Origin of the sequence: Streptomyces sp. NBC_00258 (genome assembly GCF_036182465.1) — a bacterium.
In the GTDB taxonomy this organism is placed as follows: Bacteria; Actinomycetota; Actinomycetes; order Streptomycetales; family Streptomycetaceae; genus Streptomyces.
In genome coordinates this window covers 9,200,513-9,226,665 of record NZ_CP108081.1, presented here as the reverse complement: position 1 = coordinate 9,226,665, position 26,153 = coordinate 9,200,513, and the positions used below count along the sequence as shown (strand labels likewise).

Genomic DNA, 26,153 nt, shown 5'->3' with positions numbered 1-26,153 from the left:
GGCGGCGTCGATAATCGAGCCCGTGACCGATCTTGAAACGCCCGTCGCGCCGCCCCGTGCGGGACCCGCCTGGCGCCGTGCCGCACCCGCTCTCCTCGGATACGCGGCGGTGCGCGCGCTGGGCCTGGTGACGCTGGCCGTGTGGAGTGCAGCGCGGGACAAGAGCCCGCACCAGCTGCTCTCCGCCCGCTGGGACTCCCTCTGGTACACGCGGGTCGCCGAGCTCGGTTACGACTATGAGGTGCGGCTGCCGAACGGGGACGTGCACTCGAACCTGGCGTTCTTCCCGCTGCTGCCGTGGCTGGAGCGTGCCTTCGCGGCGGTCACCCCTCTCTCGTACGCGGACGCGGGTCTGCTGGTCAGCGCGCTGGCGTCGCTCGCCGCGGCCTGGGGGATCTTCGCGGTCGCGGACCATGTGTACGGGTCCCGGGCCGGAGTCTGCGCGGTGCTGCTGTGGGCGGTGCTGCCCGTCGGCATCGTGCAGTCGATGGCGTACAGCGAGTCGTTGTTCACGGCGCTCGCCGCCTGGTCGCTGTACGCGGTCCTGACCGGCCGCTGGCTGACCGCGGGCCTGCTCGCGTCACTGGCCGGCCTGACCCGCCCGGTGGGCGCGGCGGTGGTCGCGGCCGTCTGGGTGGCGGCGATTGCCTCGTTCGTACGGGAGCGGGGTGTTCCGGCACAGACCGGCGCACCGAGATGGCGGCGCGCCCTGGCGATGCTGATCGCGCCCCTCGGCGCCGCCGGCTACGTCCTGTGGGTCGGCAGTCACACGGGGAAGGGGCCGCTGGGCTATCTCGACGTCCAGGCGGGCTGGCGCAACGGCTTCGACGGCGGGTACGCCTTCGCCCGCTTCGTCGTCGACAAGTTCACGTCGTTCCCGTCGGCCCTCGCCGGGCTCGCGCTGATCATCGGGGTCGGCCTGCTGGTCTGGCTGTACGTGATCTGCGTACGGCAGCGGCAGCCGCTGCCGCTTCTGGTGTACGCGGGGGTCGTCACCCTGCTCGCCCTGTGCGCGTCGAGCTACTTCGGCTCGAAACCACGCCTTCTGCTGCCCGCCTTCCCCCTGCTGCTGCCCCCCGCTCTGGCCCTCGCCCGGCTGCGAACCTCCAGGTCGGCGTGGGTGCTGGGCGGTGTGGCGGTGGTCTCGGCGGCGTACGGCGCCTTCTGGCTGAACGGCTCCGGCCCGCCATGATCACCCAGGGTGGCGGGTGAGCGGCCGGAGAAGTGCGTGCGAGCATTCGGTGAACGAATTCAAAAGCGTCCCAAAACTTCACATTGGAATGATCAATCGAATGGAAGGAAGAGCGCACGAGGGATTCCATAATCCAAGGAAATAAACGCCCTCCTGAGAGCAATCCCACATCACATCGTCATCACAAAGACGGTGCTTCGGCCTGGAACACAGCTCACTCGCTGTAACGTCGATTGAGTGCGTACCGAACGAAAGCTGACTCGTCTGGACCGGGTCTTCGCCCGGCTGGACCGTGAGCCGGAACGACCGGCCCACATCGACGTGCCCAGGATGAGCCGGCACCGAGTGGTCCTCTTCGCGTCCACGCTCGCCTTCTACGTCGCCATCGTGTGGGCCATCGTGATCACGTCGTGGCTGGTCCGGTTCGACTGGCAGGTCATGTTCTTCCGGCCGTACCAGCAGTGGCCGGAGATCCACGCGTTCCTGGACTACTACGTGGTGCTGGGCCAGCGCGGCCCCACCGCCGTGATGATCGCGGCCTGGCTGGGCTGGCGTTCCTGGCGGCAGCACACCCTGCGCCCGCTGCTCGTCCTGGGCGCCTCGCTGCTGCTGCTGAACATCACGGTGGGCGCCGCGAAGCTGAGCATGGGCCGGCTCGGTCCGCACTACGCGACCAGCGTCGGCTCGAACGAGATGTGGCTGGGCGGCGACATATTCCCTTCGGGCCACACCGCGAACGCCGTCGTGACCTGGGGCATCCTGGCCTATCTGGCCTCGACTCCGCGCGCCCGCCGCTGGCTGTCGGCCGTCTCCGCCGTGGTCTCCCTCGGCGTCGGCCTGACCACCGTCTACCTCGGTACGCACTGGTTGAGCGATGTGGTGCTCGGCTGGGCCGCGGGCCTGCTGATCCTTCTCGCGCTGCCCTGGTGCGAGCCGCTGATCGCGCGCGCCGAGACCGGGATCTTCGACCTGCGCGACGCCTGGCGCAACCGCCGTCGCGGCACCGCGCCCGCTCCGGCCGCCCCGGTGGGCGCTCCCGCGGCGCTCTCCCCGCTCAGCAGCCCGGCCGGCGACGAGGAGCCCGTGGTGCGCGAGCCGGTGGCCGCCTCCCGGCCGCCCCGGCCGCAGGGCTACCTGGCGCCGGGCCCGCATCTATCCCGCTCGGAGCGCACCCCGGTGACGCCCATCGGAAGCCGCAGACCTCCACAGTCCGACCGAGTGACACGTGGCACCACCTCGGCCCGCCCTCTGACGGGCGGCTGAGCAAGGACTGCGGGGCCGGTACGCACACACCACGCCCCGCGCACGGCGAAGGCCCCGGCTCCTGGAGCCGGGGCCTTCGCCGTGCTTGCCCATGCTTCACGATGCGCAGGCCTCGGATGCGCAGGCTTCACGGGGTGCGGACGACAGGCGGCGGGTCAGCCCTTCCAGCAGCGCGTCACCCGGCCGTCGGAGACCTCGAAGTTCAGCCGCCCCGAGAGGTACTCCATCGTGATGATCGCGCCCGGTGGCAGCGACCGCACCGTGGACCAGCCGCGTTCACGGGCCAGCCGCTCGGCGCCGCCCGCCTCCAGTCCGACGTACGCGTCCGGAGTGTCCGAGGGCTCTGCGGGAGGAGTGGGAATCGGTGCCATGCCGCCACGTTAGGCGGCGCAATGCGGCGGCGGAACCCCGGACCCGCCACCATCCGTCACCGGTCCCTCTCCGGTCACGCTTCTGTCACAGGACAACGACACCCGTTTCGGCCGAACTCCGTCACACGTACGAGCGGTTCCGTACGTGTTCCGCCCGCCTTCGAACGTAATTCGGGAGTACCCGGGACTACCACGACCGCGGCCCGAATATTCGGCCGGAAAACGCGATGCCGACCCTGCGTCCGCGCCTTTCCTTTCCGATTCCGGGGTGTGTTCCGGAAGCTGACACACCATAGGAAATGCATGGCTCAAGCACAGACCCACGCTTCAGGAGGCCGTACGCTCCCCTTCCTGCGAAGCCCGCTCCAGCGTCCGGGTCAGCCGGTCCCGCGCGGTCCTGATCGCCTCGACGAGCTCGACGGGTTCCAGCACCTCGAACTCGACGCCCATCAGCATCACGTGGATCACCATCACGTCGAGGCTCGCGGCGCCGGTGCGCAGGATGCAGCTGTCGTCGCTCTCCGCCTCCAGCGTCCCGGCCGAGGGCGAGATCCTCTGGGCCGCCTCCTCTTTCGGCACGAGCAGCCGGACGACGGCGTGTGTGGCGTACGCGCGGACCGACACGCCCTTGGACACATAGGCGGCCAGGTCGTCGGCGGGCGGCTGCCGGGGTGTGAAGCGCGGTCCGTGGGGCGGTTTGGGCGTGACGCGGTCGGCCCGGAACGTACGCCAGTCGTCGCGGTCGACGTCCCAGGCGACCAGGTACCAGCGGCGCTCGGTGCACACCAGGCGGTGCGGTTCGACCGTGCGGCGGGTCGAGGAGCCGCCGTGGTCGCGGTACTCGAAGCGCAGCCGCTCCGAGTCCCGGCAGGCGGCGGCCAGATCGGTCAGGACGGCCGGGTCGACGGCGGAGGGCTGGGGCCCGCGCAGCATCGGCACGGTGAAGGCGTTGAGGGCGCCGACCCTCCGGCGCAGCCGGTGCGGCAGCACCTGTTCGAGCTTGGTGAGGGCGCGTACGGAGGTCTCACCGATGCCTTCGATGCCCTGTCCCGCGGCGGTGCGCAGGCCGACGGCCACGGCGACCGCCTCGTCGTCGTCGAGGAGCAGCGGCGGCAGTTCGGCCCCCACGCCTAGCTGGTAGCCGCCGCCCGTGCCGGGGCTGGCGTTCACCGGATAGCCGAGTTCGCGCAGCCGGTCCACGTCACGGCGGACCGTGCGCGGGGTGACGCCGAGGCGGTCGGCCAGGGCCGCGCCCGACCATTCGCGGTGCGCCTGCAGCAGCGAGAGCAGACGCAGGAGTCGTGCCGAGGTCTCCAACATGAATCCGAGTCTGCCAGGCATTGCGGACAGTAGCTGTCCGCAAGGGTGCGTACCTTACGAGACATGGCAGACAACAGCGCAAGCGAAGAGATCCGCCCCTTCCGGATCGACATCCCTCAGGCGCAGCTCGACGACCTGCACACCCGTCTGGACCTGACCCGCTGGCCCGACGAACTCCCGGGCGCGGGCTGGGAGTACGGAGCCTCGCTGCCGTATCTCCGTGAGCTGGCCGACCACTGGCGCGGCGCGTACGACTGGCGCAAGCACGAGGCGGCCCTCAACGAGATCCCGCAGTTCGTGACGGAGATCGACGGCGCGCAGGTGCACTTCCTGCACGTCCGCTCGCCCGAGCCGGACGCGGTGCCGCTGATCCTGACCCACGGCTGGCCGGGTTCGATCGTGGAGTTCCTCGGCCTGATCGGCCCGCTGAGCGACCCGCGCGCCCACGGAGGCGACCCGGCCGACGCCTTCCACCTCGTGATCCCGGCCATCCCCGGCTTCGGCTTCTCCGGGCCCACGAAGGACCGCGGCTGGAACGTCGGCCGTACGGCCCGGGCGTGGGCCGAGCTGATGCGCCGGCTCGGCTACGAGCGGTACGGCGCGCAGGGCGGCGACCTGGGCGCGCTGATCTCGCCCGCGCTCGGCCGCATCGCCCCCGAGTCGGTGATCGGGGTCCATGTGAACGCGGCGTCCGTCGGCTTCATCCCGCTCGGTCCCGTGGCCGAGGAGGTCCAGGCCGAACTGACGGACCGGGAGCGGCAGAGCCTCGCGGCCATCGGCCGGTTCACCAGCGACGGATTCGGCTACAACGTCCTGCAGTCGACCCGCCCGCAGACTCTCGCGTACGGCCTGACCGACTCCCCCGTCGGCCAACTCGCCTGGATCATGGAGAAGTTCAAGGAGTGGACGCACTCCTCGGCCGAGCTGCCCGAGGACGCGGTCGACCGGGACACACTGCTCACCAACGTGATGCTGTACTGGCTGACCGGGACGGCCGGTTCGGCAGCGCGGATGTACTACGAGAACGGCCACAGCGGTGACTGGTTCCCCGTCACGCGCTCCGAAGTGCCCACCGCCGTCGCGAACTTCGGCGAGGACGTGGCGATCCGGCGCTGGACCGAGGAGACCAACACCGTTGTCCGCTGGACGGAGTTCGACCGCGGCGGGCACTTCGCGGCCCTGGAGGTACCGGAGTTGCTGACCGGCGACATCAGGGAGTTCTTCGGCTCACTTCGGTGAACCCACCGGGGTGACGGTCACCGACAGGTCGTTGTCGCTCGTGTAGTACGGCCCGGCCTCCGCCGGGCCGTACGCCGTCTCCAGCGTGACCGTCGGATAGCTGAAGATCGGCTTCTTGTCGGCGATGTCGTCGAGCAGCCGGGCGATCCGTACCCGCGGCCCGGTCTCCCCCGCCGGACGCAGCCACAGATCCCAGATGCCCTCCGTCAGTTCGGAGTAGGCCACCGTGAGACCGAACCTGGCCTGGTCCCGGGAGACTTCGGCGCGCACCACGGTCTCCGGCTCCTCACGGCTGCGCAGTTCGGCGTGGGCGTCGGGGGCGAGCTCGACGCCGTACACCTGGCCCCGTACGCCCAACTCCGCCTTTCCGATGCGCAGTTCGCCCGCCTCCGCGTGCGGGGCGCGCAGCCAGCTGCGGACGGAGAGGTTGCCGTGCTTGGTGCCGTACGGGATACGGACGGCGACATGGCCGCGGGCACCGCTCGGCACCCGGTCGACGAGCGAGCGCAGGTCGTTGAGGCCGGGTGCCAGGCGCTGCGGCTCGCCGCCGCCGACCTGGGCGTAGGCGTCCCAGCGGCCCTCGGGCAGCTCGACGCTGCTGGGCAGCGCGGCACGCAGCCGGCCGTCGGCGGCCGGGGTGAGCGGCAGCCGGACCTCCTGACGGCCGTCCCGGTGCCGGAGCACGAGATGCGCGTCGCCGGTCTCGGCGCCCGGACCGGGGTCGGTGACGTCGAAGGTGAGCCCGCCCGCGGAGTCGGCGATGCAGTCGGCGCCCGGAGGCATGGTCACGTCCTTGTCGGAGTGCCGGTGCGAGGCCTGCGGAGCCACCGTCATCATGCGGAGCCCTCCTTCCCGAGTACGGTCCGTCCGGCATTCCGAACGGCATACGCGCCGCCGAGCAGCGCGCCCCGCGTGCGATGCAGTGAGCCGCGCATCCGGCCGATCCTCGAGTCGCCGCCGCGCGGGACGAGACCGGCGAAGATCGACTCGTAGCGTTCGGCGATCCGGGCGGGGTCGAAGCGTGCGGAGTCCTTGAGCGCGGCGTGTGCCATCTGCTGCCGCAGCTCGTCGTTGTTGATCAGTTCGAGCAGTCCGCCGGCGATGGCCCCGACGTTGCCGACGGGAACGAGCCGTCCGTCCACGCCGTTGTCGATGATCTCCCCCGGGCCGTGCGGGCAGTCCGTGGAGACGACGGGCAGACCGCAGCGCATGGCCTCGACGATCGTCATGCCGAAGGACTCCAGGCTGGAGGTGACGGCGGCGATGGATCCCTTGGCCCACTCCGGCTCGATGGGATGCGCCGGGCCCATCAGTAAGACGTGGTTGTAGAGGCCGAGTTCGTCGATGAGCCTGCGCAGCTTGTCCTTCTGCTTGCCGCCGCCGTAGATCCGCAGACGCCAGTCGGGCCGCTGCTCGCGCACCCGGTCGAAGGCCTTGATCAGCAGGTCGTACCGCTTGACCGGGGCGAGCCGCCCGGCCGCCACGACCCACTTGCCGGAGCCGTCCGCGGGCTCGATGCCGGGCGCGGGCACCGGATTGGGGACGGCCTCGACGTGTACGCCGGGCAGCCGCATCTTCTTGCGGTACGCCCCCGCGTCCGCCTCCGTGGTCGTGGTGAGCGCGTCGAGCCGCGGGTAGGCGCCGCGCAGTTCCGTCCGCAGGGACTCCGAGTGGGTGTCGAGCGTGAGGTGCTCCTGGCCGACACGGAGCGGGCCCCGTCTGGTCTCGCGGGCCAGATGCACGTTGAGCCCCGGCCTCGTGCCGATCACCACGTCGGAGTCGACCTTCGAGAGGTGGTCCGCGATACGGCGGTCGGTGAGAGCGCTGTACTGGTCGTAGCGGACCTCCCCACGCGGGAAGACCTGAGCCGGCGCACGGTAGGCGGGGTCGTCCCCCTCGTATCCCGGGCTGTTCGGGCGGATGTCGACGAGGTGGCGCGCACGCACGCGTGGATCCAGCGCGAAGACCGGCTCGTCGCGGTGGCGCAGCACGGAGACGATCTCGACGTCGTGCTGCTCGGCGAGCGTGTTCGCAAGGTTGTACGTCGTCCGGATCGTCCCCCCGATTCCGTAGGCGTTGTGTATCAGGAAAGAGATCTGCATGCGTCCCCGTATCTCCGGCTCATCCAGCTACCTGTGGGTTAGACCGGGGACTTGGGGGGATGGTTGGGCTTACTTATCATCCTGTTCCCGAACAGTTGCACCATCGGTAACCGGATAGTGGAACCTTTTGGCGCCGGGACGCATCAGGGCTTGTAGGACAACTGCGGCACGTCGAAGCATTCGTCGTTCATGTCACCCTGGCTCACCCATCCGCGGGCGTCCTCCCAGCGCGCCACCGAGAGGCAGGTCCTGCGGGTCTTCGGGGGTTCGGGCAGGCGCTCGTACCGGACGGGCAGCAGCAGACCGTCGGCCGTGTACGGCTTCCCCGTGTCCATGAACCGGTCGACGCACGCGCGCGTGACGCCCGTTCTCGCGCAGGACCTGGCCGCGTCCGTGAACCACATGGCGGCGGCCCAGCCCTCCAGCTGCCACTGGGAGTGGCTCTTCAGGTTCTTCGTGCCGTCCCGGAACTCCCGTACGGCCTCGTGGTCCGTGGCCGTGGCCGTGGTCGTGTCGTCGTAGTTGCGGCTCGAACCCGTCGCCCACAGGGCGTTGCGGCAGCGCGGCGCGTCCTTGTAGTCCTCGCGGACGGTGGACGTCCAGTTCTGCACGTTGGTGACCTTGGCGAGGACGTCGGCGCCGACGTCGTCCATCGCCTTGCACAGCTGGGCGTTGCCGTAGGTGTCGATGGCGTCGAAGACCACGTCGGCGCCCTGTTCCTTCAGGTCGGCGGCAGCGGCACGGAAGTTGGGCAGCGCGAAGTCGACCTGCTCGGTGACCACCTTGTAGCCCTCGGCCTTCAGGCCCTGGGTGACGAGCCGGGCGTACGCGGCCGACGCGGACTGGTTGTACGAGACGACGGCCGCCGTACGGGCGCCCTGCTCGCGCTTGAAGTAGCGGTAGATCTCGGTGCCGCCGTACAGCTTCCCGTCCCAGCCGGGTTTTCCGTCGCGCGGTGCGAGGCTGCCGTAGATCCCGTAGAGGTGCGGATAGGTGTCGTACGCCGCGCCGATGGGCTGGCCGCCGATGTCGGGCACGCGCGCGCGTGACACCCGGGAGGCGCCCGCGTAGTCGAGCGCGCTGGTGGCGACGAGGGCGACCACCTCGTCCTCGTCGACGAGCTTGTGCACGCATTCGTTGTTGCCCACACCGCTGCCGCCGTCGTCACACGTGCGGACGTCGACCCGGCGGCCGTCGATGCCGCCGCGCGCGTTCAGCCGGTCGAAGTAGGCCTTCGCGCCGTCGCGCGGTCCGGTGAAGGTGTTGCCGCCGACCGGGCTGGTGGCGCTCGTGATGATGCCTACGCGCAGGGGTTCCGCGGTGTTCTGCGTGGGCGTGCGGCCCGGCCGGTCCTCGAAGTCGCTCTCCGGGAGGCGGCTGCCGCAGGCCGTGCCCACCAGGAGCAGCAGGCCCACGACAGCGCACTCAGCAACCCGGACCCGGCGACGCATTGCCGCTCAGCCCGACCAGGCCGCACAGCGTCTTGACGGACACCTTCCACGTGTCGTCCTGCTCTACGGCGGTCCCCGCGGCGTTCGGCATGACCGTGGCGCCCTTCAGGGTGAGCGTGTACGTGACGTTCGCCGCGGTCGGCGCGGTGAACTCGACCTGGTCGACGGTCGCCTCCACCTGCCCGCCGCGCTCGTCGCCGCTGAAGCTCTCCAGGACCTGCGCCATGTTGTCGCCGTTCTCCAGGAGGGCCTGTTTGTCCTTCAGGGGGACGTCGGGGTCGAAGAACTTCTTCCAGTTCTCCTTGATCTCCTTCTCGGCCGCCGCCGGATCGTCCGGAGCGCTCGCGCTCGGACTCGGATCGGTCGTCGTGGGCTGCTCCACGGAGGGCGAGGGCGGAGTCGTGTCGTCGCCGCCACTGTCGTCGCCGCAGGCCGTGAGAACGGAGGCGAGGACGAGAACCGCCACCGCCAGCCCCCGGCCTGTCCCCCGCCTGAGGTCACTCCCGAGAACCATCTGGCTCACCACCGGGTGTCGGTCCGGGCCATGTGCGCCCGGAGCTTTCAGGGTCAGCTTGCAGAAGGCATAGTGCAAGTCCATCGGCGGACTTGGAAGACAGCCGGACACATGACATGGGAGCCCCCATGCGGACAGCTCGACTGCGGACCGTGCACCCCGTCCTCTGGGCCGGGTGGGCCGGGTGGGCCGCGCTCGCCGCGGGAGCGGTGCTGTGCGTCCTCGGCTGGTACGGGATCTCCGGCGAGCGGTACGCGGAACGCCAGCTTCCGTACCTCGCGTCCTGCACGGTGCCGGGAGCCGCGCTGATCATCGCGGGCGCGGTACTCCTCGCCCACGGCAGGAACACCCTCGCGGCGGCCCGCGTGGAGGAGCTGTACGGGCTCCTGGTGGCCGCCGATCCCGCCGACGCCGACGAGTCCCGGGCGGCTTCCGCGCCCGTGGCCGTCAGCGGGGACCTGCTGATGGTGCCCGGCGGCACGCTGTGGCACCGCGCGGACTGCCCGCTGGTCTCCGGGAAGGCGGAGGCCCTGCCGGTCGACTCACGGGTCCTCGCGGGCGGGGAACTGGCCCCCTGCCCGATCTGCGAGCCCGCCGCCTCGGACGACCGGTCGTCCGGGGCGGACGGCTGATGGCTGTGACTGATGGCTGGTGACTGATGGCGTCGCTGACGTACGACCTCACGCTCGCCGGGCTCTCCATCGGCAGCGCGGCCGCGCTCACCGGAATCGGCCTGATCGTCACCCACCGGGCGACCGGCGTCCTCAACTTCGCGCACGGCGCCATCGCCATGGTGTGCGCCTATCTGCTGTGGCAGCTCACGGTCGAATGGGACTGGCCCCTCCCGCTCGCCGCCGCGCTCACCCTGCTCGTGGTGGCCCCGGGCATCGGCATGGCGCTGGAACGGTTCGTCTTCCGCCCCCTGTCCGTGCTCGGCAGCGACCCGGCGCAGACCCTCGTCGCGTCCATCGGCGTGTTCGTCCTGCTCGTCGGCGGCGCGGTGCTGATCTGGGGCCCCGGCGCGCGCTCGGACGCGCCGACGCTCGTCTCGGCGGACCCCTGGGGGCAGCTGGCCGTGACCCTCGTGCTCGCCGCCGGCGTCGGCGCGGTGATCCGCTGGACCCGCTTCGGCCAGGAGCTGCGGGCCGTCGTCGACGACCGTTCTCTGGCCGTCCTGGGCGGCATCGACGCGGACCGGGTGGCCGCGGCCGGCTGGGCCTTCGGCTCCTTCACGGCGGGCCTGACGGGCGTGCTGCTGGCCCCGTACGTACGCCTGGACCCGTACGGCATGCCCCTGCTCGTGATGGAGGTGGTGGCGGTCGCGGTGGCCGCCCGGATGCGCAGCCTGCCGGTGGCCGTGGTCGTGGCCCTCGGCATCGGGGTCGCCCAGAGCCAGCTGACGCGGCTGCACCCGACGGGCTGGCGGGAACCGCTGCTCCAGGCGGTGGGCGCGAACCTCTTCGTCGTGGCCCTGCTGATCGCGGCACTGGTCCTGCCGGGCATCGGCGCCCGGGACGCGCTTCCCCGCACGGCGACGGCCCGGGTGGCGACCCCACCGGGCGCGTGGATCGTGGCCGTGGTGCTGTTCCTGCTCCCGCTGGGCTTCGCGGGCTCGGACCTGCACACGTCCGTCCAGGTCCCGGCCCTGGGAGTCGTCCTCCTGTCCCTGGTCGTGGTGACGGGCCGCGGCGGCCAGATCTCACTGGGCCAGGCGGCGTACGCGGGTCTCGGCGCCCTCTTCACCGCGCTGCTGGCGGCGGGCCGCTTCCCGGGCCTGCCGGAACTCCCCGAACTGGCCGCGCTCGCGGTCGCCGTCCTGCTCGTTGCGCCCCTGGGCCTGCTGACCGGCTGGCCCGCCATCGGCCGCCACGGCCTGGCCCTCGCCCTGGCCACCTTCGCGGTGGGCGTCGGCGTCAGCCGCTTCGTCTTCGCCCAGCCGTACGCGACCTCGGGCCTGACCCTGGGCCGGCCGGCGGGCTTCGACGGCGACCGCGCGTACTACGCACTCGAACTCGTCCTCCTCGCGGGCGCGTTGCTGGCCGCCCACGCGCTGCGCCGGGGCCGTACGGGCCGGGCCCTGGCGGCGATGCGCGACCACGAGGCGGGCGCGTCGGCGGCGGGCGTCCGAGTGCCGGCGCTCAAACTGACGGCCTTCGTGGCGGGCGCCGCGCTGGCTGCTCTCGGCGGCGGCATGCTGGGCATGGGCCTGCGCGCCTTCGACCCCGCCGCGTACGACCCGGTCCGCGGCCTGCTCTGGTTCGCCGCGATCGTCGTCCTCGGCGCCGACAGCGTCCTCGGCGCGCTGCTCGCGGCGGCCCTCCTGGTCGGCCTGGACGCGGGGACGCGCGGCGGCGTCGCGGCGGCCCTGATCGGCCTCCTGGCGGTCCTCGTGGGCCGCTTCCCGGGCGGCCCGTACGAGGCCCTGCGCCTGGCGGCCGAACGCCTGCGGCTACGCCGCGAGGTGACACTCACTCCCCTGGGCGCGGGCGTGCGGCGCCGACTCCGGGCGACGTTCACGGGCCCCGGCACGCGCCCCCGGCAGGCAGCCGCGGCGGGCGCGACGGCACTGGCGGGACCGTCCGCCACCACGGTCACGGGAATGAGCGTCCCCGGTGGGCGCCCGCTGGTGGTGCGGCCGGTACGACGAGCCACTCCCGCGGCAGGTGAGTCCGGGACGCCCTGGATGTCCGGCCCACCTTCGACGTCCGGCGCACCGGGGCGTACCGGTGCGCCCGGGACCACGGATTCCGGTCTGCCGCCGCTGCCCGGCGAAGGCAGGGGGGAAAGCCGGGGCGAAGACCCGCTTCGAGCATCCGCCTCGCCCGATGCGGAGGACGCCGGACCGGCGGAGGGCACCGGACAGGCCGAACCCCACGAGCGTCCCGCCCCGCCACCCGGCGCCCCGGAGCCCGGCGTTGCCGACAGTGGCGGCACGCCCGGCACTCCTCAGGCCGTCGTGGGCCCCGCCGAGCGATTCGGCGCGACTCCCGCACCGGACGCTGCTCGGGCCGCGGGCGGTGGCCGACCCGCGTCGGCCGAGCCCGGCTCACCGCATGACCCGGCCGCCGAAGACGGTGAACCGGACACGACGGCCGCTCCGAGGACCCCCGAGTCCGATGCCCGCGCCGCAGCCGTGCCCCGCGCCGCAGGCCCCGCGGCACGTCGGCCGGCCCGGCCCCGGCTCTCCCCCGCCCTGCCCGTCCTCCCCCTTCTCCGCGCACGCGGTCTCCGCGTCGCCTACGACGGGTTCACCGCTCTGGACGGCGTCGACCTCGATCTGGCCCCGGGCCGGATCACCGCCGTCGTCGGCCCCAACGGGGCCGGGAAGAGCACCCTGTTCCACTGTCTCGCCGGGACCGTGCGGCCGGATGCCGGGCGGCTCGGGTTCGGGGAACGGGACATCACCCGGCTGCCCGCCCACGCGCGGACCCGTCTCGGTATCGCCCGTACCTTTCAGCAACTCGCCGTCTTCCCGACCCTGACGGTGGCCGAGAACGTACGCGTGGGCGCCGAGCAGGGGCGTGTCGTGGACGCGGATGCCGTGGAACGGGTGCTGCGGCTGCTCGGGCTCGACGGAGCCGTACGGGCGCTCCCGGCGGCGGGCCTGCCGACCGGAACCCTGCGACGTGTCGAACTCGCGCGGGCCCTGGCGGGGAGCCCGCGTGTCCTGCTCCTCGACGAGCCCGCTGCGGGTCTGGACACGGGCGAAGTGGCGGCGCTGGCCCGCGTGCTGCGGGCGCTGGCCGCGGACGGTACGGCCCTGCTCGTCGTCGAGCACGACCTGGACCTCGTGGCCGATCTGGCCGACACCGTCCACGTCATGACTGCGGGCCGCGTCGTCGCCTCCGGGCCGGCCGACCACGTACTCGAGGGCCTCGACCGGCTCGAAGCGCGCCAGGGGCACCAAGGCGGCCAGGACGGCCGGGGACCCGGAACGGCGGTCGACGGATGAGCCCGCCCGGGGTCTCCCTGCGCCACGCGCGCGTGCGCTACGGCCCGCTGGAGGCGCTGCACGGGGTGACACTCCACGCGCCCGCCCACGGCGTCACCGTCCTGCTCGGCCGCAACGGCTCGGGCCGTACGACCGCGCTGCGCGCCCTCGCCGGCACCGTGCCCCTGTCCGGCGGTGCCGTGGTCTGGGACGGCACCGACGTCACGGGGATGCCCGCGTACGAACGTGCCCGCCGCGGTCTGTGCCTCGTCCCGGACCGCCGGGCCGTCTTCGGTTCGCTCACCGTCCGCGAGAACCTCGGACTCGCCGCCCCCGGCCAGGACTTCGCGCCCGCCCTGGAGGCGTATCCCCAACTGGGCTCCCTGCTCCCGAGGAGGGCGGGGACCCTGTCCGGCGGCGAGCAGCGCATGCTCGCCCTCTCCCGCGCCCTCCTGGCACGCGCGCGCGTGGTCCTCGTCGACGAACCCGCACAGGGCATGTCCCCGACGGTCGCCGCCCGCACCTACGAGCTGCTGAGCGGCCTCGACGCGTGCGTGATCGTGGCCGAACAGCGCCTGCCGCCCGGCCTGCACGGCAGGACGGCGATCGTGTACGAACTCCGGCGCGGCGCGGTCGTGTTCAGCGGCGAGGCGACGGAGGCTGCTGCGGTCCCGGCAGCGGCGGACCCATCAGGACCGGAGGAGGCGTCGAAACGGCGGGGGCCGACGGGTCCGCCGGGTCCGACACGCCCGGGAGACTCGGGGAGCCGGTGGCCGCGTCCTCCGGAGGCACCGCCGGAGAGGTCGCCGGAGGAAGCACCGGAGTGACCAGCCGTCCCGGTCCGGCCCCCTTCGGCAGCTTCAGCATGGTGCCGGGATTCAGCCGCCCCGGATGCTCGCCGACCATCTTCCGGTTGAGCTTGTAGAGCGCCTGCCAGCCACCCTTGATGCGGTACCGGCGGGCGATCGACGCGAGTGACTCGCCGGGCCTCACCACATGCGCCCGGCCCTTGAGCTTGTACCTCTTGGCACAGACGGGCCACGCCTCCCATCCCTGGACGCGCAGCACCTCCTCCGCGACCCTGATCTGCTCGTCGCGCGTGGCGAGGTCCGCGCGCGGCGCGTAGGCCAGTCCGCCGAACGCCTTCCAGGTGGGCTGCCAGAACTGCAGTCCTCCGTAGAAGCCGTTCCCGGTGTTCGTGTCCCAGCGGCCACTGCTCTCGCACTTGGCGATACAGCCCCACGGCCACTGGTCCTTGGCGCAGTCGTACGGCACCCGGCCCGGCACCGGCGGACCGGGTGCCCTGGGCGGTGGTACTGCGGGCGGTGGTGCCGCGACCGCCACCGCGGGGGTGAGTACGGCCAGGACGACGGCGACGACAGCCTCGTACCGCATGCGCTTGATCGACATCGGGCCACGCTAGGCAGGGTGGTGACGGCCCGTCGGCCAGCCGCGCAGGCGTCCGACGGGGCCCCACCCGGTCGGAGGACCGGGTGGGGCCCCTGCCCGAGAGCGAGAGTCCGGCTCGGAGAACGGAGCACCGGGCTCAGGGCCTCGGGCTCAGAGCTCCAGCCGCTGGCCGGGGACGATCACGTCGGGGTCCCCGCCGATGGCGGCCTTGTTGGCGGCGTAGATCCGCTGCCAGGTCGTTCCGTGCCGGGCCGCGACGGCGCTCAGCGTGTCGCCGCTGCGGACGGTGTAGTCGCCGCGGGACGAGCCGCGGCCGGTGTGGCCCGTCGAACGGTCCGGCGCCTTCGCCGGCTTCGACGGGGCGGCCTTGGTGGTGGGGGTGCCGGGCGTGGACGCCGCGGGCGCACCGCCGGACGCGCCCGCGCGTGACGAACAGGTGGGCCAGGCGCCCCATCCCTGCCCGCGCTGCACCTTGGTGGCGACAGCGATCTGCTGCGCCTTGGAGGCCTTGTCGGCGGTGGACGCGTAGGCCGAGCCGCCGTACGCGCGCCAGGTGCCGGCGGAGAACTGGAGTCCTCCGTAGTAGCCGTTCCCGGTGTTGATGTGCCAGTTGCCGCCGCTCTCGCACTGGGCGATGCGGTCCCACACTCCGCTGTCCGCCGCCGCGGCGTTGCCGGTGGCGGCGAGCAGTCCGAGCGGGGCGAGCAGTGCCGCCCCGGCGAGGACCGCCGTGGTACGAGTCTTACGAGTGGTATCGGCACATTCGGACATGTAGTTCCCTCTCCAAGGACCCGGGCTCCCCCAAGGCGGCACGGAAGGTCCCGCGTGTCGACGCGGGCCTTCCGTTTCACCCCGTCCGCCGGAGTTGGTGCTGGTGGTACTGGTGGCGCTTCTGGTGATGCTCGCGGTGCTTCCTGCTGGCTTGCTGTGCGGTCGGCGGACGTACCCGAGCGGTGCTCGTTGCACACGGCGGAGCAATGTAGAGAGCCGGGAGGCCCGGTAACAACCAACTCCTTGTCATTCCAGGCCAGTTCGCCGTTACCGGGAGTATCGTCGAATTTGAGACACCCGCTTCATTCGCTGATTTCCGGATTTGTCGACCAACGGACCTGACGATCTGTGACTCACCTCACCGGACCAACTTCCTTGGAACCCCGAGAAGTTGGCGTGGAGTAACAGATTCCGCAGCCGGGTTCACGCTGTGCGCAGGATGGTTCGATTCCGTTCGCTCCCGGGCGTGACTCCGGCCACAGATCGCCCGTTGTCTTCTTCATGAGCCGGGAACCCATCCGGTTCATGGGCCGGGGGCCACCCGGCCGCACCACGCACCGCATCCCGAGGAGCCCCCGTGCCGCGCATGCTCGACGTCAGCGACGACGTACGCGCCGAGATCGGCGACGAAGAAGCCGACCGGCTGCTCGCCGGAGAGAACGCCCCGGGCAGTTACGACTGCACGTCCTGCCGCACCCAGGGCGACTCCGAACAGGAGCGCACCAGCACCGTCCTGTTCATCGGCGACGAGACCGCCGTACTCGCCTTCGCCCACGCCACCTGCCTGCCCTCGCAGGTCGTCCAGGTGACCGAGGAGCAACTGCAGGGCGCCGTCCGGTCCATCACCGGGGACGAGCGTCCCTCCGAGGCCCTGCCCGAGCAGGCCGTCCTCGGTGTCACCAGCGGGCTCGTCCTGCTCGGCGGCGAGCTGCACCCCGCGCTCGTCGTCGAGCCGACCGCACGCATCGCCCGGCCCGGCACGACGGGAGGAGCGGGCGACGACTTCCTGCCGCTCCTCATCGAGCAGGGCTTCATGCCGCTGAGCCAGGTCACGGAGGTGCCGCCAGTACTGCACGGCTGGTCCGTGCTGCTCGCAATGGGCCAGCTGCACGCGGTCCTGCAGCCCGGCACCAGCGGGGGCTCGCCCGTCGCCTGGTGGCAGGCCCACCAGCCGCTCCAGGTCACCGACAGCTGGCGGGCGGCCGCCAACAAGCACCAGCAGGTGCTGCTGTTCGCGGCCCCGGTCGGCTCGATCGGCCGCCAGCCCCGCGAGGACCTGCTGCGCCAGGCACTCGACAAGGCCGCCGCGGGCGGCCAGCTGGTGGCGAGCGCGATGCCCCTGGCCGGCACCTGAGCGCGGGCCCCGGTCCACGAATGCGCCGGAAACACTCCCGGTGACCGGCCAATGGGGACCGGCGGCCGCATCCGAAGGGCGGCGGGGTCGTTGGCACAGACGTGCACACCTACGACTCCCCCCGCCGCCTGCCGTACACGTCCCCGATCCCGGCCATGCGGCCGGTACAGGACACCGCGGGCATCCATTCGGCCACGCCGATCTACGACGCGCTCTTCGCGGAGTTCCGCAAGGCCTTTCGGACCCTGCCGGGCGACCGCAGTGGCGAGGAGGAGCTCGGTTTCACGGCTTTCGGGACCGGGCCGCACGGCGGAGGCCTGTACGGCTCGGGTCTGCAGGGTTCTGGTCTGCACGGGACGGGGCTGCTCAGCACCGGCTCGTACAACTCGGGTGCGTACACGCCGACCTCGTACGGCATGCGGCACGTCGGGCAGCACCAGACGGGGCAGGTGTCCACGCACCAGAGCCAGACCGTCACGTCCGACTGGCAGCCGGTGGCGCGGCAGCACGCCACCGGTCTGATCCCGGCGGCGCTCCCGCCCGGACCGCGCCGGGAACGCTGAGGCACCGGGAAGACTGAGGCACATGGGTGAGGGCCCCGCGGTTCCGCGGGGCCCTCACCCATGTGTGTACACGTCCCGTGCGGCTACTTCTTCCTGCCGCGCTTCTCGCGCACCCGCACCGAGATGTGGATCGGCGTTCCCTCGAAGGTGAACTCCTCGCGCAGCCGGCGCTCCACGAAGCGGCGGTAGCCGTGCTCGATGAATCCCGAGGAGAACAGCACGAACCGCGGCGGCTTCGTGCCCGCTTGGGTGCCGAAGAGGATGCGGGGCTGCTTGCCGCCACGGACCGGGTGCGGATGGGCGGCGACCAGCTCACCCAGGAAGGCGTTCAGCCGGCCCGTGGGGACACGCGACTCCCAGCCCTCGATCGCGGTCTCGATCGCCGGGACGAGCTTCTCCATGTGCCGGCCCGTACGCGCCGAGACGTTGACCCGGGGCGCCCAGGCGACCTGGGCGAGCTCGGTCTCGATCTCGCGCTCCAGGTAGTAGCGGCGCTCCTCGTCGAGGGTGTCCCACTTGTTGAAGGCGAGGACGATCGCACGCCCGGCCTCGACGGCCATCGTGACGATGCGCTGGTCCTGGACCGAGATGGTCTCGCAGGCGTCGATCAGGATGACGGCGACTTCGGCCTTCTCCACGGCCGCGGCCGTACGCAGCGAGGCGTAGTAGTCGGCGCCCTGCTGGAGGTGGACGCGCTTGCGGATACCGGCCGTGTCGACGAACTTCCAGGTGACACCGCCGAGCTCGATGAGCTCGTCGACCGGGTCGCGGGTGGTGCCCGCGACCTCGTTGACGACCACGCGGTCCTCGTTGGCCACCTTGTTCAGCAGCGAGGACTTGCCCACGTTCGGGCGGCCGATGAGAGCGATGCGGCGGGGGCCGCCGACTGCGGTGCCGAAGGTCTGCGCCGGGGCCTCGGGCAGCGCCTCCAGGACGGCGTCCAGCATGTCGCCGGTGCCGCGGCCGTGCAGCGCGGAGACGGGGTGCGGCTCGCCGAGGCCAAGGGCCCACAGGTACGAGGCGTCGGCCTCGCCGCTCAGGCCGTCGACCTTGTTGGCGCACAGGACGACGGGCTTGCCGGCCTTGCGCAGCAGGCGCACGACCGCCTCGTCGGTGTCGGTGGCGCCGACCTTGGCGTCGACGACGAAGACGACCGCGTCGGCCGCGTCGATCGCGTACTCGGCCTGCGCGGCCACGGACGCGTCGATGCCGAGGACGTCCTGCTCCCAGCCGCCGGTGTCGACGAGCTTGAAGCGGCGGCCCGCCCACTCGGCCTCGTAGGTGACGCGGTCGCGGGTGACGCCCGGCTTGTCCTCGACGACGGCCTCCCGGCGGCCGATGATCCGGTTCACCAGGGTCGACTTGCCGACGTTCGGACGGCCGACGACGGCGAGGACCGGGAGCGGGCCGTGGCCGGCTGCCTCGATCGCGCCCTCGATGTCCTCGACGTCGAAGCCCTCTTCCGCGGCGAGCTCCATGAACTCCGCGTACTCGGCATCGCCAAGCGCCCCGTGCTCGTGCTCGGCCGAGCCGTCGGGCTGGATGTGGTCGTTCATGAAGTCCGTACCTCGTAGTTCATCGTGGTGATCGGTGGACCGCCCGTATCGGACGATCCACTACTGGAGTGTCTCTTAACGCCCCGTAAGGTGCCTGGCGTTTTCCAGGTGCGCGGTGAGCTGCTTCTGGATCCGCACGGTCGCCTCGTCGAGCGCCTTGCGCGTACGCAGGCCGCTGCCGTCGCCCGCCTCGAAGGGGTCGCCGAAGACGACGTCGACCCGGCTGCGCAGCGGGGGCAACGCCTTTATCAACCGTCCGCGCCGCTCCGTGCTTCCCAGCACGGCGACCGGGACGATCGGAGCCCCGCTGCGGACGGCGAAGTAGGAGAGCCCGGCGCGCAGTGCGGCGAAGTCGCCCTCGCCGCGGGAGCCCTCCGGAAAGATCCCGAGGACCCCGCCGTTCTCCAGCACGCCCAGCGCGCGCGTGATGGCCGTCCGGTCGGTGGTGTCACGGTCGACCTTGATCTGGCCGACGTTGGTCATGAACGGGCCGAGCGGGCCGATGAACGCTTCCTTCTTGACCAGGAAGTGCGAGGGCCGGGGCGCCACGCCGATGACCATCGGGCCGTCGATGTTGTGGGAGTGGTTGACCGCGAAGATCACCGGGCCGGTCGCGGGGACCTTCCAGGCACCCAGCACCCGCGGCTTCCACAGGCCGTACATCAGGCCGACGCCGATGCGTCGCCCCACCTCGGCGCCCTTGACCGTGGGCACGGACGCGACGCTCACCTCGGGGCCCGCTTCTCCTCGACGAGGGTGACGACGCACTCGATGACCTGCTGGAGCGTGAGGTCGGAGGTGTCCACCTCGACCGCGTCGTCCGCCTTGGCGAGCGGCGAGGTCTTACGGCTGGAGTCGGCCGCGTCCCGCTTGATCAGGGCTTCGCGGGTGGCGTTGACGTCGGCGCCCTTGAGCTCACCGCTGCGGCGGGCCGCACGGGCCTCCGGGGACGCGGTGAGGAAGATCTTCAGGTCTGCGTCGGGCAGCACGGTCGTACCGATGTCCCGGCCCTCGACGACGATGCCCTGCTCGGCCGCCGAGGCGATCGAGCGCTGCAGCTCGGTGATCCGGGCCCGCACCTCGGGCACGGCGCTGACCGCGCTGACCTTGGAGGTGACCTCCTGGGTGCGGATCGGGCCCGCGACATCCGTGCCGTCGACCGTGATCGTCGGCGCCGAGGGGTCCGTACCGGACACGATCTCGGGCTTGCCGGCCGCGGCGGCGATCGAGGAGGGGTCGGTGACGTCGATGCCGTTGGTCACCATCCACCAGGTGATCGCCCGGTACTGGGCGCCCGTGTCCAGGTAGCTCAGGCCGAGCTTGGCGGCGACGGCCTTGGAGGTGCTCGACTTGCCCGTGCCGGAGGGACCGTCGATGGCGACAATCACGGCCGGAGCGGTCCGGGCGGCGGTGGTTTCCACGGGTGCGGGCACCTTCCTGGTACGGGGTGGTGGGCTGGTTCGGGCGCGATCGTGCCCCGAACAAGGTTACTGGCTTCCCGGACCCCGTTTTACGGACCCCGCGGTGCCCCTGTCACAGCCCCCGGGCCACCTCCGCGACGATCACCGGGACGACCACCGGAACCGGGATCACCGAGCCGGGTCGCACATCGCCCGGTCTACTGCCGGATCGACCAGCCCCGCTCCCGCAGCGACGCCGTCAGCACGGGCGCCGCCGAGGGCTTCACCATCAGCTCGACCAGACCCGCCTGCTGCCCGGTCGCGTGCTCGATGCGGACGTCCTCGATGTTGACGCCCGCGCGGCCCGCGTCGGCGAAGATACGGGCCAGCTGGCCCGGCTGGTCGTCGATGAGGACGACGACGCTCTCGTACACGGTCGGGGCGGCGCCGTGCTTGCCGGGGACTCGGATCTGGCCGGCGTTGCCCCGGCGCAGGACGTCCTCGATGCCGGTGAAACCCTCGCTGCGCTTGGCCTCGTCGGAGGACTGCAGGGCGCGCAGGGCCTGCACGGTCTCGTCCAGGTCGGCCGAGACGTCCGCGAGGAGGTCGGCGACCGGGCCCGGGTTCGCGGAGAGGATGTCGATCCACATCCGCGGGTCGGAGGCGGCGATCCGGGTCACGTCACGGATGCCCTGACCGCAGAGGCGTACGGCCGCCTCCTCGGCGTTCTCAAGCCGCGCGGCGACCATGCTCGACACCAGGTGGGGCATGTGGGAGACGAGGGCGACCGCGCGGTCGTGGGCGTCGGCGTCCATGACGACCGGCACGGCACGGCAGTGCGAGACGAGCTCCAGCGCGAGGTTGAGGACCTCGGTGTCCGTCTCCCGGGTCGGCGTGAGCACCCAGGGGCGCCCCTCGAAGAGGTCCCCGGTCGCGGCCAGCGGGCCCGACTTCTCGCGGCCCGACATGGGATGCGTACCGATGTACGCGGACAGGTCCAGGCCCAGCGACTCCAGCTCGCGGCGTGGCCCGCCCTTGACGCTGGCCACGTCGAGGTAGCCGCGCGCGACCCCGCGCCGCATCGCGTCGGCGAGCGCCGCGGCCACGTGCGCGGGCGGCGCCGCGATGATCGCGAGGTCGACGGGCCCGGTGGGCTCCTCGTCCGTGCCGGCGCCGAGCGCGGCCGCCGTGCGGGCCTGCTCCGGGTCGTGGTCGGCGAGGTGTACGACGACGCCGCGCCCCGCCAGGGCCAGCGCGGCGGACGTACCGATCAGTCCGGTACCGATGACGAGTGCGGTTCTCACTGGGCGATGTCCTTGCGGAGCGCGCCCGCGGCACCCAGGTAGACGTGCGCGACCTCGGAGCGCGGCAGGTCGGACTCGATGTGCGCGAGGACCCGGACGACCCGGGGCATCGCGCCCTCGATGTCCAGCTCCTGCGCGCAGATCAGCGGTACGTCGACGATGCCGAGCTTGCGGGCCGCGGCCGCCGGGAAGTCGCTGTGCAGGTCGGGCGTCGCCGTGAACCAGATGCTGATCAGGTCCTCGGTGGTCAGCTCGTTCCGCTCAAGTATGGCGGTGAGCAGCTCGCTGACCTGCTCGTCCATGTGGCCGGCCTCGTCCCGCTCCAGTTGGACGGCGCCCCGGACCGCTCGTACCGCCACGGTGATGCTCCTTGCTGATGTACGTATCGGCTCTTGGTACATCCAGCCTAGTCAGCCCTCGGTGGCCCGGTACCGGGCGCCCGCCTGCCGAGACGCCCGCCGAGCTGTCCTGGAAGGGCGCACGGGCAGGCCGGGAGCCTCAGGACCGCTGCTGCTCGACGAGGTCTTCGAGCGAGCCGATCGACCCGGATTGTTCCAATGTCACCGCAATCGCTCCTTAGAACCACTTGGAGTGAAGTTGTCCACTACGGTGTGATCGTCCGTTGATTTCCGCGAAGTCGCTCCTGTGCGCCTCTGGACGCAGGGGCCGCGGGTCCGCTTGCATGGTGAGGCTGTCCGCGCCACGCCTCGGGGGAGGCTCGATGAAGCGTTCCGGACCACTTTTCACGCTCCTCGCTGGACTGCTGCTCGCCCTGTTCATGCTGTCGCTCAACGCGACGTCGGGGACGCGCAGTACGTCGACCGGGAGCGAGTCCTCGGGCGACGTGGTGTCGGCGAGCCCGACACCCACGGCCTCGCCCCCGTCGGGCAAGCCGTCGCCCTCGCCCAGCCCGTCGAAGACCGCCGTGCCCAACGCCGACTACGCGGGCCGCACGGACGACGACTCCTCCGCGGTCGCGGTCACCCTGCGCGACGGCAAGGCGGTCGCGTACTTCTGCGACGGCAGGGACCAGGAGTCGTGGCTGAAGGGCGATGTCGAGGCCGACGGCAGCATGCGGCTCACCGGCCAGAACGGCAACGTCCTCACCGGCGAGCTGAAAGGCAAGCGGATCCGCGGCACGGTCGACATGGGACAGCGGGAGTACGGCTTCACGGCCGACAAGGCCCTCAAGCCCTCCGGGCTGTACCGCGCGACCGCCACCGTGCGTGGCGCCGAGGTCGACGGCGGCTGGATCGTCCTGCCGAGCGGCCGGCAGGTCGGCATCCTCAACCGCGCGGGCAAGCCGGGCCCCGCACCCCGGATCGACCCCGAGACCGGTGCCGTGACGGTCGACGGACAGCGGCTCACGGCCAAGCCCGTGACCCCGTGATCCCCGCGCCCGTTCCTCCGCTCCACCCCGCACTGCGCTCCTCGCTCCGCCCCTTGCCCCATGACCCCGTGACCGCAGGGAGCCGACCATGACCGTGGACCCGAACGCCGCCACCCAGAACTTTCCGTCGCCCGACCCCGCCTCCCGCCGCCCGGGAGCCGCCACCTATCTCGTACCGGCCCTGGTCGCGGGTGCGGTCGCGGTCGGCCTCGGCGCCTACGGCAATGTGCACGACCCGGAGGGCACCGCCTTCAACCTCGCGGGCTTCAGCAGCACGAGCGCGGTCAAGTCGTGGCTCGCCACGGCCGCGATGGGCTTCGCGGTCGTACAGCTCGTGTCGGCGCTCATGCTGTACGGGCGCATCCCGGGCCCGAGCTGGTCGGGCGCACTGCACCGCTGGTCGGGTCGAATCGCTTTCCTTGTCGCGGTTCCAGTAGCCGTGCACTGTTTGTACGCTTTGGGCTACCAGACGTACGAACCGCGCGTTTTGTGGCACTCGGTACTGGGTTGCTTCTTCTTCGGTGCATTCAGTGCAAAGATGCTGCTGCTCCGCTCGGAGCGTCTGCCCGGCTGGGTGCTGCCCATCGTCGGCGGACTCGTCTTCTCGGCCCTGACGGTGGTCTGGCTGACCTCCGCCCTCTGGTTCTTCCGCACGTTCGGAGTGACGACATGACCCACCCCTCCACGCGGCGCGCGGTTCTCGCGACGGGCGCGGCCGCGTTGGTTGTCGGCTGCAGCAAGTACGGGGACGAGAACGGCGGGGGCAGCGAGGAGGAGGCGTCCTCCGTCGCCCCCGCGGAGAGCGGAACCGGGGGCGAGGCGCCCGCCGGTGAGGAACTGACCAGGACCGGCGACGTCCCGGTCGGCGGCGGCAAGATCTTCAAGGACGAGAAGGTCGTCGTCACCCAGCCCGAGAAGGGCGGCTTCAAGGCCTTCTCGGCGGTGTGCACGCACCAGGGCTGCATCGTCGCCAACGTCTCGGACGGCACGATCAACTGCACCTGCCACGGCAGCGAGTTCCGCATCGCCGACGGCTCGGTGGCCAAGGGCCCGGCCCAGAAGCCGCTCCCCGCGAAGCAGATCACGGTCACGGGCGACTCGATCAGCCTCACCTGACCCACCGCGCGGGCCCGCCGGACCGGCGGGCCGATGGACCGGCCTGTCGCCCCTTGGACCGGTCATTCGTCCCAGAGCGCGCCCAACGCCATCAGGTCCCCCTGGTACTCGATCCTGTCGGCCCACTCCGTAGGCCATGCATCGGCACCGAGGTACGCCCCGGCGAAAGCGCCGGCGAGGCACGCGATCGAGTCCGAGTCCCCCGAGGTGCAGGCGGCCCGGCGCAGGGCCGTCACCGGCTCGTCCACGAAGAGCAGGAAGCACAGCAGGCCGGTGGCGAGGGCCTCCTCGGCGATCCACCCGGCCCCCGTGGCCAGACAGGGGTCCGTCTCGGGCGACGGCGACCGCAGGGCCCGCTGCAGCCGCTCCAGGACCTCCAGACACTCGTCCCAGCCACGCGAGATGAAGTGCGTCGGCGTCGGGTCCTGGGAACGCGTCCACAGGTCGCCGAGCCAGCGCTCGTTGTAGTGCGTGCGGTTCTCGTACGCGTACGAGCGCAGCAGGCCGACCAGTCCGGTCGGCTCGGCGCCCTGCGCGAGGAGGCGCACCGCGTGCGCGGTGAGGTCGGACGCGGCGAGCGCCGTCGGATGCCCGTGGGTGAGCGCGGCCTGCAACTGGGCGGCGCCCGCGCGCTGTTCGTCACTGAGCCCGGAGATGAGACCGAGGGGCGCGACACGCATGTTGGCACCGCAGCCCTTGGAGTGGATCTGGCTGGCGTCCTGCCAGGGCAGACCCTCACGCTTCAGCTTCTCGCAGGCGACCAGGCACGTACGTCCGGGTGCGCGGTTGTTCTCCGGCGACTGGTACCAGTCCACGAACTCCTCGCGTACGGGCCGCTCCAGCCGCTTGGGTCCCAGCAACCCTCTGTCCATGGCCGTCCGCAGTCCCCGCCCCAGCGCCAGTGTCATCTGCGTGTCGTCCGTGACGCGCGCCGGGTCCGGCAGCTCCAACTCCCGCCAGGGGCCGAACGTGGCAAGGATCGACGGCACGTCCTTGAACTCGGTCGGGTAACCGAGCGCGTCCCCGAGGGCGAGCCCGACCAGGGCCCCGGTGGCGGCGTGCTTCCTGACGGTCGTGGTCATGAGGATCGTCCTTCCGGAGACGGGTTCGAAGACGGAGACGGAGAGGGGGATGGGGACGGTGGCCGCCCGGGTCCCGCTGCCGGTCGCAGCAATGGCGGGTGCAGTGCGGTGGCGTCGCCCGCGCGATACAGCGCCGCGGGCTTTCCCCGGCCTCCGGTCAGCCGGGCCGCACCGGGGATCTGCTCGACGAACCCGGGCGTGGCGAGAACCTTGCGCCGGAAGTTCGGCCGGTCGAGCGCGGTCCCCCACACGGTCTCGTAGACCTGCTGGAGTTCCCCGAGCGTGAACTCCGGCGGGCAGAACGCCGTGGCCAGGCAGGTGTATTCGAGCTTGGCGCCGACCCGCTCGTGGGCGTCGGCGAGGATCCGGTCGTGGTCGAAGGCGAGCGGTCCGAGCCCGGCGTACGCCAGCCAGCGCGCGCTCGCCGCGTCCCCGCCGCCGCGTGGCTCGGGCGGGTCCGGCAGCAGCGCGGTGTACGCCACGGAGACGACCCGCATCCGGGGATCACGGTCCGGCTCGCTGTAGGTGCGCAGCTGCTCCAGATGCAGCCCGGAGACGTCCGACAGGCCGGTCTCCTCGGCGAGTTCACGCCGTGCGGCCGTTCCGGCGGACTCCTCGGGCAGCACGAACCCTCCGGGCAGCGCCCAGTGGCCCGCGTAGGGCTCCTGTCCGCGCTCGATCAGCAGCACCTGGAGCCCGCCCGCCCGGACCGTGAACACCGCGAGATCCACGGTGACGGCGAAGGGTTCGAAGGCGTATTTGTCGTAGCCCTCCATTGCCCCCTCCTCGTGGCCTTCGTGGCCGTCCTGCACCTCGCCGGGCGA

The 26,153-nt window shown here is 71.8% G+C and carries 25 protein-coding genes and 1 pseudogene; 11 read left to right on the top strand and 15 right to left on the bottom strand.

Annotated elements, in window-relative coordinates; translation table 11 throughout:
• Positions 1-22: 22 nt before the first annotated feature.
• Positions 23-1,192 carry a glycosyltransferase family 39 protein gene (locus OG718_RS41120; RefSeq protein ID WP_143635924.1) on the top strand — a complete coding sequence of 390 codons (1,170 nt, stop codon included), beginning with the start codon at positions 23-25 and terminating at the stop codon, positions 1,190-1,192.
• 237 nt (positions 1,193-1,429) lie between these two features.
• Positions 1,430-2,455 carry a phosphatase PAP2 family protein gene (locus OG718_RS41115; protein ID WP_143635926.1) on the top strand — a complete coding sequence of 342 codons (1,026 nt, stop codon included), beginning with the start codon at positions 1,430-1,432 and terminating at the stop codon, positions 2,453-2,455.
• 155 nt (positions 2,456-2,610) lie between these two features.
• On the opposite strand, the gene OG718_RS41110 is transcribed toward OG718_RS41115, so the two are convergent.
• Both OG718_RS41110 and OG718_RS41105 read right to left on the bottom strand, forming a co-directional pair.
• Positions 2,611-2,826, bottom strand: coding sequence for an I78 family peptidase inhibitor (locus tag OG718_RS41110; protein ID WP_143635928.1), 216 nt, complete (start codon positions 2,824-2,826; stop codon positions 2,611-2,613).
• A 327-nt stretch (positions 2,827-3,153) separates the two neighbouring features.
• Positions 3,154-4,146 (bottom strand): helix-turn-helix transcriptional regulator, encoded by a 993-nt coding sequence (locus OG718_RS41105; RefSeq protein WP_328846573.1) that lies wholly within the window; start codon positions 4,144-4,146, stop codon positions 3,154-3,156.
• Positions 4,147-4,209: 63 nt separating this feature from the next.
• On the opposite strand from OG718_RS41105, the gene OG718_RS41100 reads away from it, so the two are divergent.
• Positions 4,210-5,385, top strand: a complete 1,176-nt coding sequence (locus OG718_RS41100; RefSeq protein WP_143635931.1) for an epoxide hydrolase family protein — start codon at positions 4,210-4,212, stop codon at positions 5,383-5,385.
• On the opposite strand, the gene OG718_RS41095 is transcribed toward OG718_RS41100, so the two are convergent.
• The 4 genes from OG718_RS41095 to OG718_RS41080 form a co-directional block, all read right to left on the bottom strand.
• The gene (locus tag OG718_RS41095; protein WP_373466276.1) at positions 5,374-6,222 is read right to left on the bottom strand and encodes a hypothetical protein; all 849 of its coding nucleotides are present in this window, start codon (positions 6,220-6,222) and stop codon (positions 5,374-5,376) included. The genes OG718_RS41100 and OG718_RS41095 overlap by 12 nt on opposite strands.
• Positions 6,219-7,487: a glycosyltransferase family 4 protein gene (locus tag OG718_RS41090; RefSeq protein WP_143635933.1), complete on the bottom strand. Its 1,269-nt coding sequence runs from the start codon at positions 7,485-7,487 to the stop codon at positions 6,219-6,221. Before OG718_RS41090 ends, OG718_RS41095 begins: the two co-directional genes overlap by 4 nt.
• Positions 7,488-7,630: 143 nt before the next feature.
• Positions 7,631-8,938 carry an ABC transporter substrate-binding protein gene (locus tag OG718_RS41085; protein ID WP_143635935.1) on the bottom strand — a complete coding sequence of 436 codons (1,308 nt, stop codon included), beginning with the start codon at positions 8,936-8,938 and terminating at the stop codon, positions 7,631-7,633.
• Positions 8,913-9,452 (bottom strand): hypothetical protein, encoded by a 540-nt coding sequence (locus tag OG718_RS41080; protein WP_143635937.1) that lies wholly within the window; start codon positions 9,450-9,452, stop codon positions 8,913-8,915. The genes OG718_RS41085 and OG718_RS41080 overlap by 26 nt, the downstream gene beginning before the upstream one ends.
• Positions 9,453-9,580: 128 nt before the next feature.
• Between OG718_RS41080 and OG718_RS41075 the strand changes: the two genes are divergently transcribed.
• The 3 genes and pseudogenes from OG718_RS41075 to OG718_RS41065 form a co-directional block, all read left to right on the top strand.
• The gene (locus OG718_RS41075) at positions 9,581-10,084 is read left to right on the top strand and encodes a hypothetical protein (protein ID WP_328846572.1); all 504 of its coding nucleotides are present in this window, start codon (positions 9,581-9,583) and stop codon (positions 10,082-10,084) included.
• A 26-nt stretch (positions 10,085-10,110) separates the two neighbouring features.
• Positions 10,111-13,404 carry an ABC transporter permease subunit gene (locus tag OG718_RS41070; RefSeq protein ID WP_328846571.1) on the top strand — a complete coding sequence of 1,098 codons (3,294 nt, stop codon included), beginning with the start codon at positions 10,111-10,113 and terminating at the stop codon, positions 13,402-13,404.
• Positions 13,401-14,042: pseudogene (locus tag OG718_RS41065) on the top strand (ATP-binding cassette domain-containing protein); the annotation flags it as partial. The gene OG718_RS41070 and the pseudogene OG718_RS41065, both read left to right, overlap by 4 nt.
• Here the strand turns inward: OG718_RS41065 and OG718_RS41060 are convergent.
• Together OG718_RS41060 and OG718_RS41055 are read right to left on the bottom strand one after the other, a co-directional pair.
• Positions 14,023-14,778: a transglycosylase family protein gene (locus tag OG718_RS41060; RefSeq protein ID WP_443055373.1), complete on the bottom strand. Its 756-nt coding sequence runs from the start codon at positions 14,776-14,778 to the stop codon at positions 14,023-14,025. The pseudogene OG718_RS41065 and the gene OG718_RS41060 overlap by 20 nt on opposite strands.
• 165 nt (positions 14,779-14,943) lie before the next feature.
• Positions 14,944-15,564, bottom strand: a complete 621-nt coding sequence (locus OG718_RS41055) for a LysM peptidoglycan-binding domain-containing protein (protein WP_306940731.1) — start codon at positions 15,562-15,564, stop codon at positions 14,944-14,946.
• Positions 15,565-16,141: 577 nt separating this feature from the next.
• Between OG718_RS41055 and OG718_RS41050 the strand changes: the two genes are divergently transcribed.
• Both OG718_RS41050 and OG718_RS41045 read left to right on the top strand, forming a co-directional pair.
• Positions 16,142-16,918 (top strand): hypothetical protein, encoded by a 777-nt coding sequence (locus tag OG718_RS41050; protein WP_143635946.1) that lies wholly within the window; start codon positions 16,142-16,144, stop codon positions 16,916-16,918.
• Positions 16,919-17,073: 155 nt separating this feature from the next.
• Positions 17,074-17,481: a hypothetical protein gene (locus OG718_RS41045; protein ID WP_328846570.1), complete on the top strand. Its 408-nt coding sequence runs from the start codon at positions 17,074-17,076 to the stop codon at positions 17,479-17,481.
• A gap of 83 nt (positions 17,482-17,564) precedes the next feature.
• Here OG718_RS41045 and der read toward each other — a convergent pair whose 3' ends face one another.
• The 5 genes from der to aroH form a co-directional block, all read right to left on the bottom strand.
• Positions 17,565-19,037 (bottom strand): ribosome biogenesis GTPase Der, encoded by a 1,473-nt coding sequence (gene der, locus OG718_RS41040; protein ID WP_143635950.1) that lies wholly within the window; start codon positions 19,035-19,037, stop codon positions 17,565-17,567.
• A gap of 75 nt (positions 19,038-19,112) precedes the next feature.
• Positions 19,113-19,805, bottom strand: coding sequence for a lysophospholipid acyltransferase family protein (locus OG718_RS41035; protein ID WP_186001122.1), 693 nt, complete (start codon positions 19,803-19,805; stop codon positions 19,113-19,115).
• Complete coding sequence (gene cmk / locus OG718_RS41030; protein WP_143635952.1) at positions 19,763-20,458, bottom strand: (d)CMP kinase; 696 nt, start codon at positions 20,456-20,458, stop codon at positions 19,763-19,765. Before cmk ends, OG718_RS41035 begins: the two co-directional genes overlap by 43 nt.
• Positions 20,459-20,655: 197 nt before the next feature.
• Positions 20,656-21,741 carry a prephenate dehydrogenase gene (locus OG718_RS41025; RefSeq protein WP_143635954.1) on the bottom strand — a complete coding sequence of 362 codons (1,086 nt, stop codon included), beginning with the start codon at positions 21,739-21,741 and terminating at the stop codon, positions 20,656-20,658.
• Positions 21,738-22,100, bottom strand: coding sequence for a chorismate mutase (gene aroH / locus OG718_RS41020; protein WP_055613795.1), 363 nt, complete (start codon positions 22,098-22,100; stop codon positions 21,738-21,740). The genes OG718_RS41025 and aroH overlap by 4 nt, the downstream gene beginning before the upstream one ends.
• A gap of 362 nt (positions 22,101-22,462) precedes the next feature.
• Between aroH and OG718_RS41015 the strand changes: the two genes are divergently transcribed.
• From OG718_RS41015 to OG718_RS41005, 3 genes are all read left to right on the top strand, one after another.
• Positions 22,463-23,131: a hypothetical protein gene (locus OG718_RS41015; RefSeq protein ID WP_143635958.1), complete on the top strand. Its 669-nt coding sequence runs from the start codon at positions 22,463-22,465 to the stop codon at positions 23,129-23,131.
• 88 nt (positions 23,132-23,219) lie between these two features.
• Entirely contained in the window at positions 23,220-23,804 is a 585-nt protein-coding gene (locus tag OG718_RS41010) for a DUF6529 family protein (RefSeq protein WP_328846569.1), read from the top strand.
• Positions 23,801-24,247 (top strand): Rieske (2Fe-2S) protein, encoded by a 447-nt coding sequence (locus OG718_RS41005; RefSeq protein WP_143635962.1) that lies wholly within the window; start codon positions 23,801-23,803, stop codon positions 24,245-24,247. Before OG718_RS41010 ends, OG718_RS41005 begins: the two co-directional genes overlap by 4 nt.
• Positions 24,248-24,309: 62 nt before the next feature.
• Here the strand turns inward: OG718_RS41005 and OG718_RS41000 are convergent, their stop codons facing one another.
• Positions 24,310-25,329 (bottom strand): ADP-ribosylglycohydrolase family protein, encoded by a 1,020-nt coding sequence (locus tag OG718_RS41000; RefSeq protein ID WP_143635964.1) that lies wholly within the window; start codon positions 25,327-25,329, stop codon positions 24,310-24,312.
• Positions 25,326-26,105, bottom strand: a complete 780-nt coding sequence (locus tag OG718_RS40995; RefSeq protein ID WP_328846568.1) for an NUDIX hydrolase — start codon at positions 26,103-26,105, stop codon at positions 25,326-25,328. The genes OG718_RS41000 and OG718_RS40995 overlap by 4 nt, the downstream gene beginning before the upstream one ends.
• Positions 26,106-26,153: the final 48 nt, after the last annotated feature.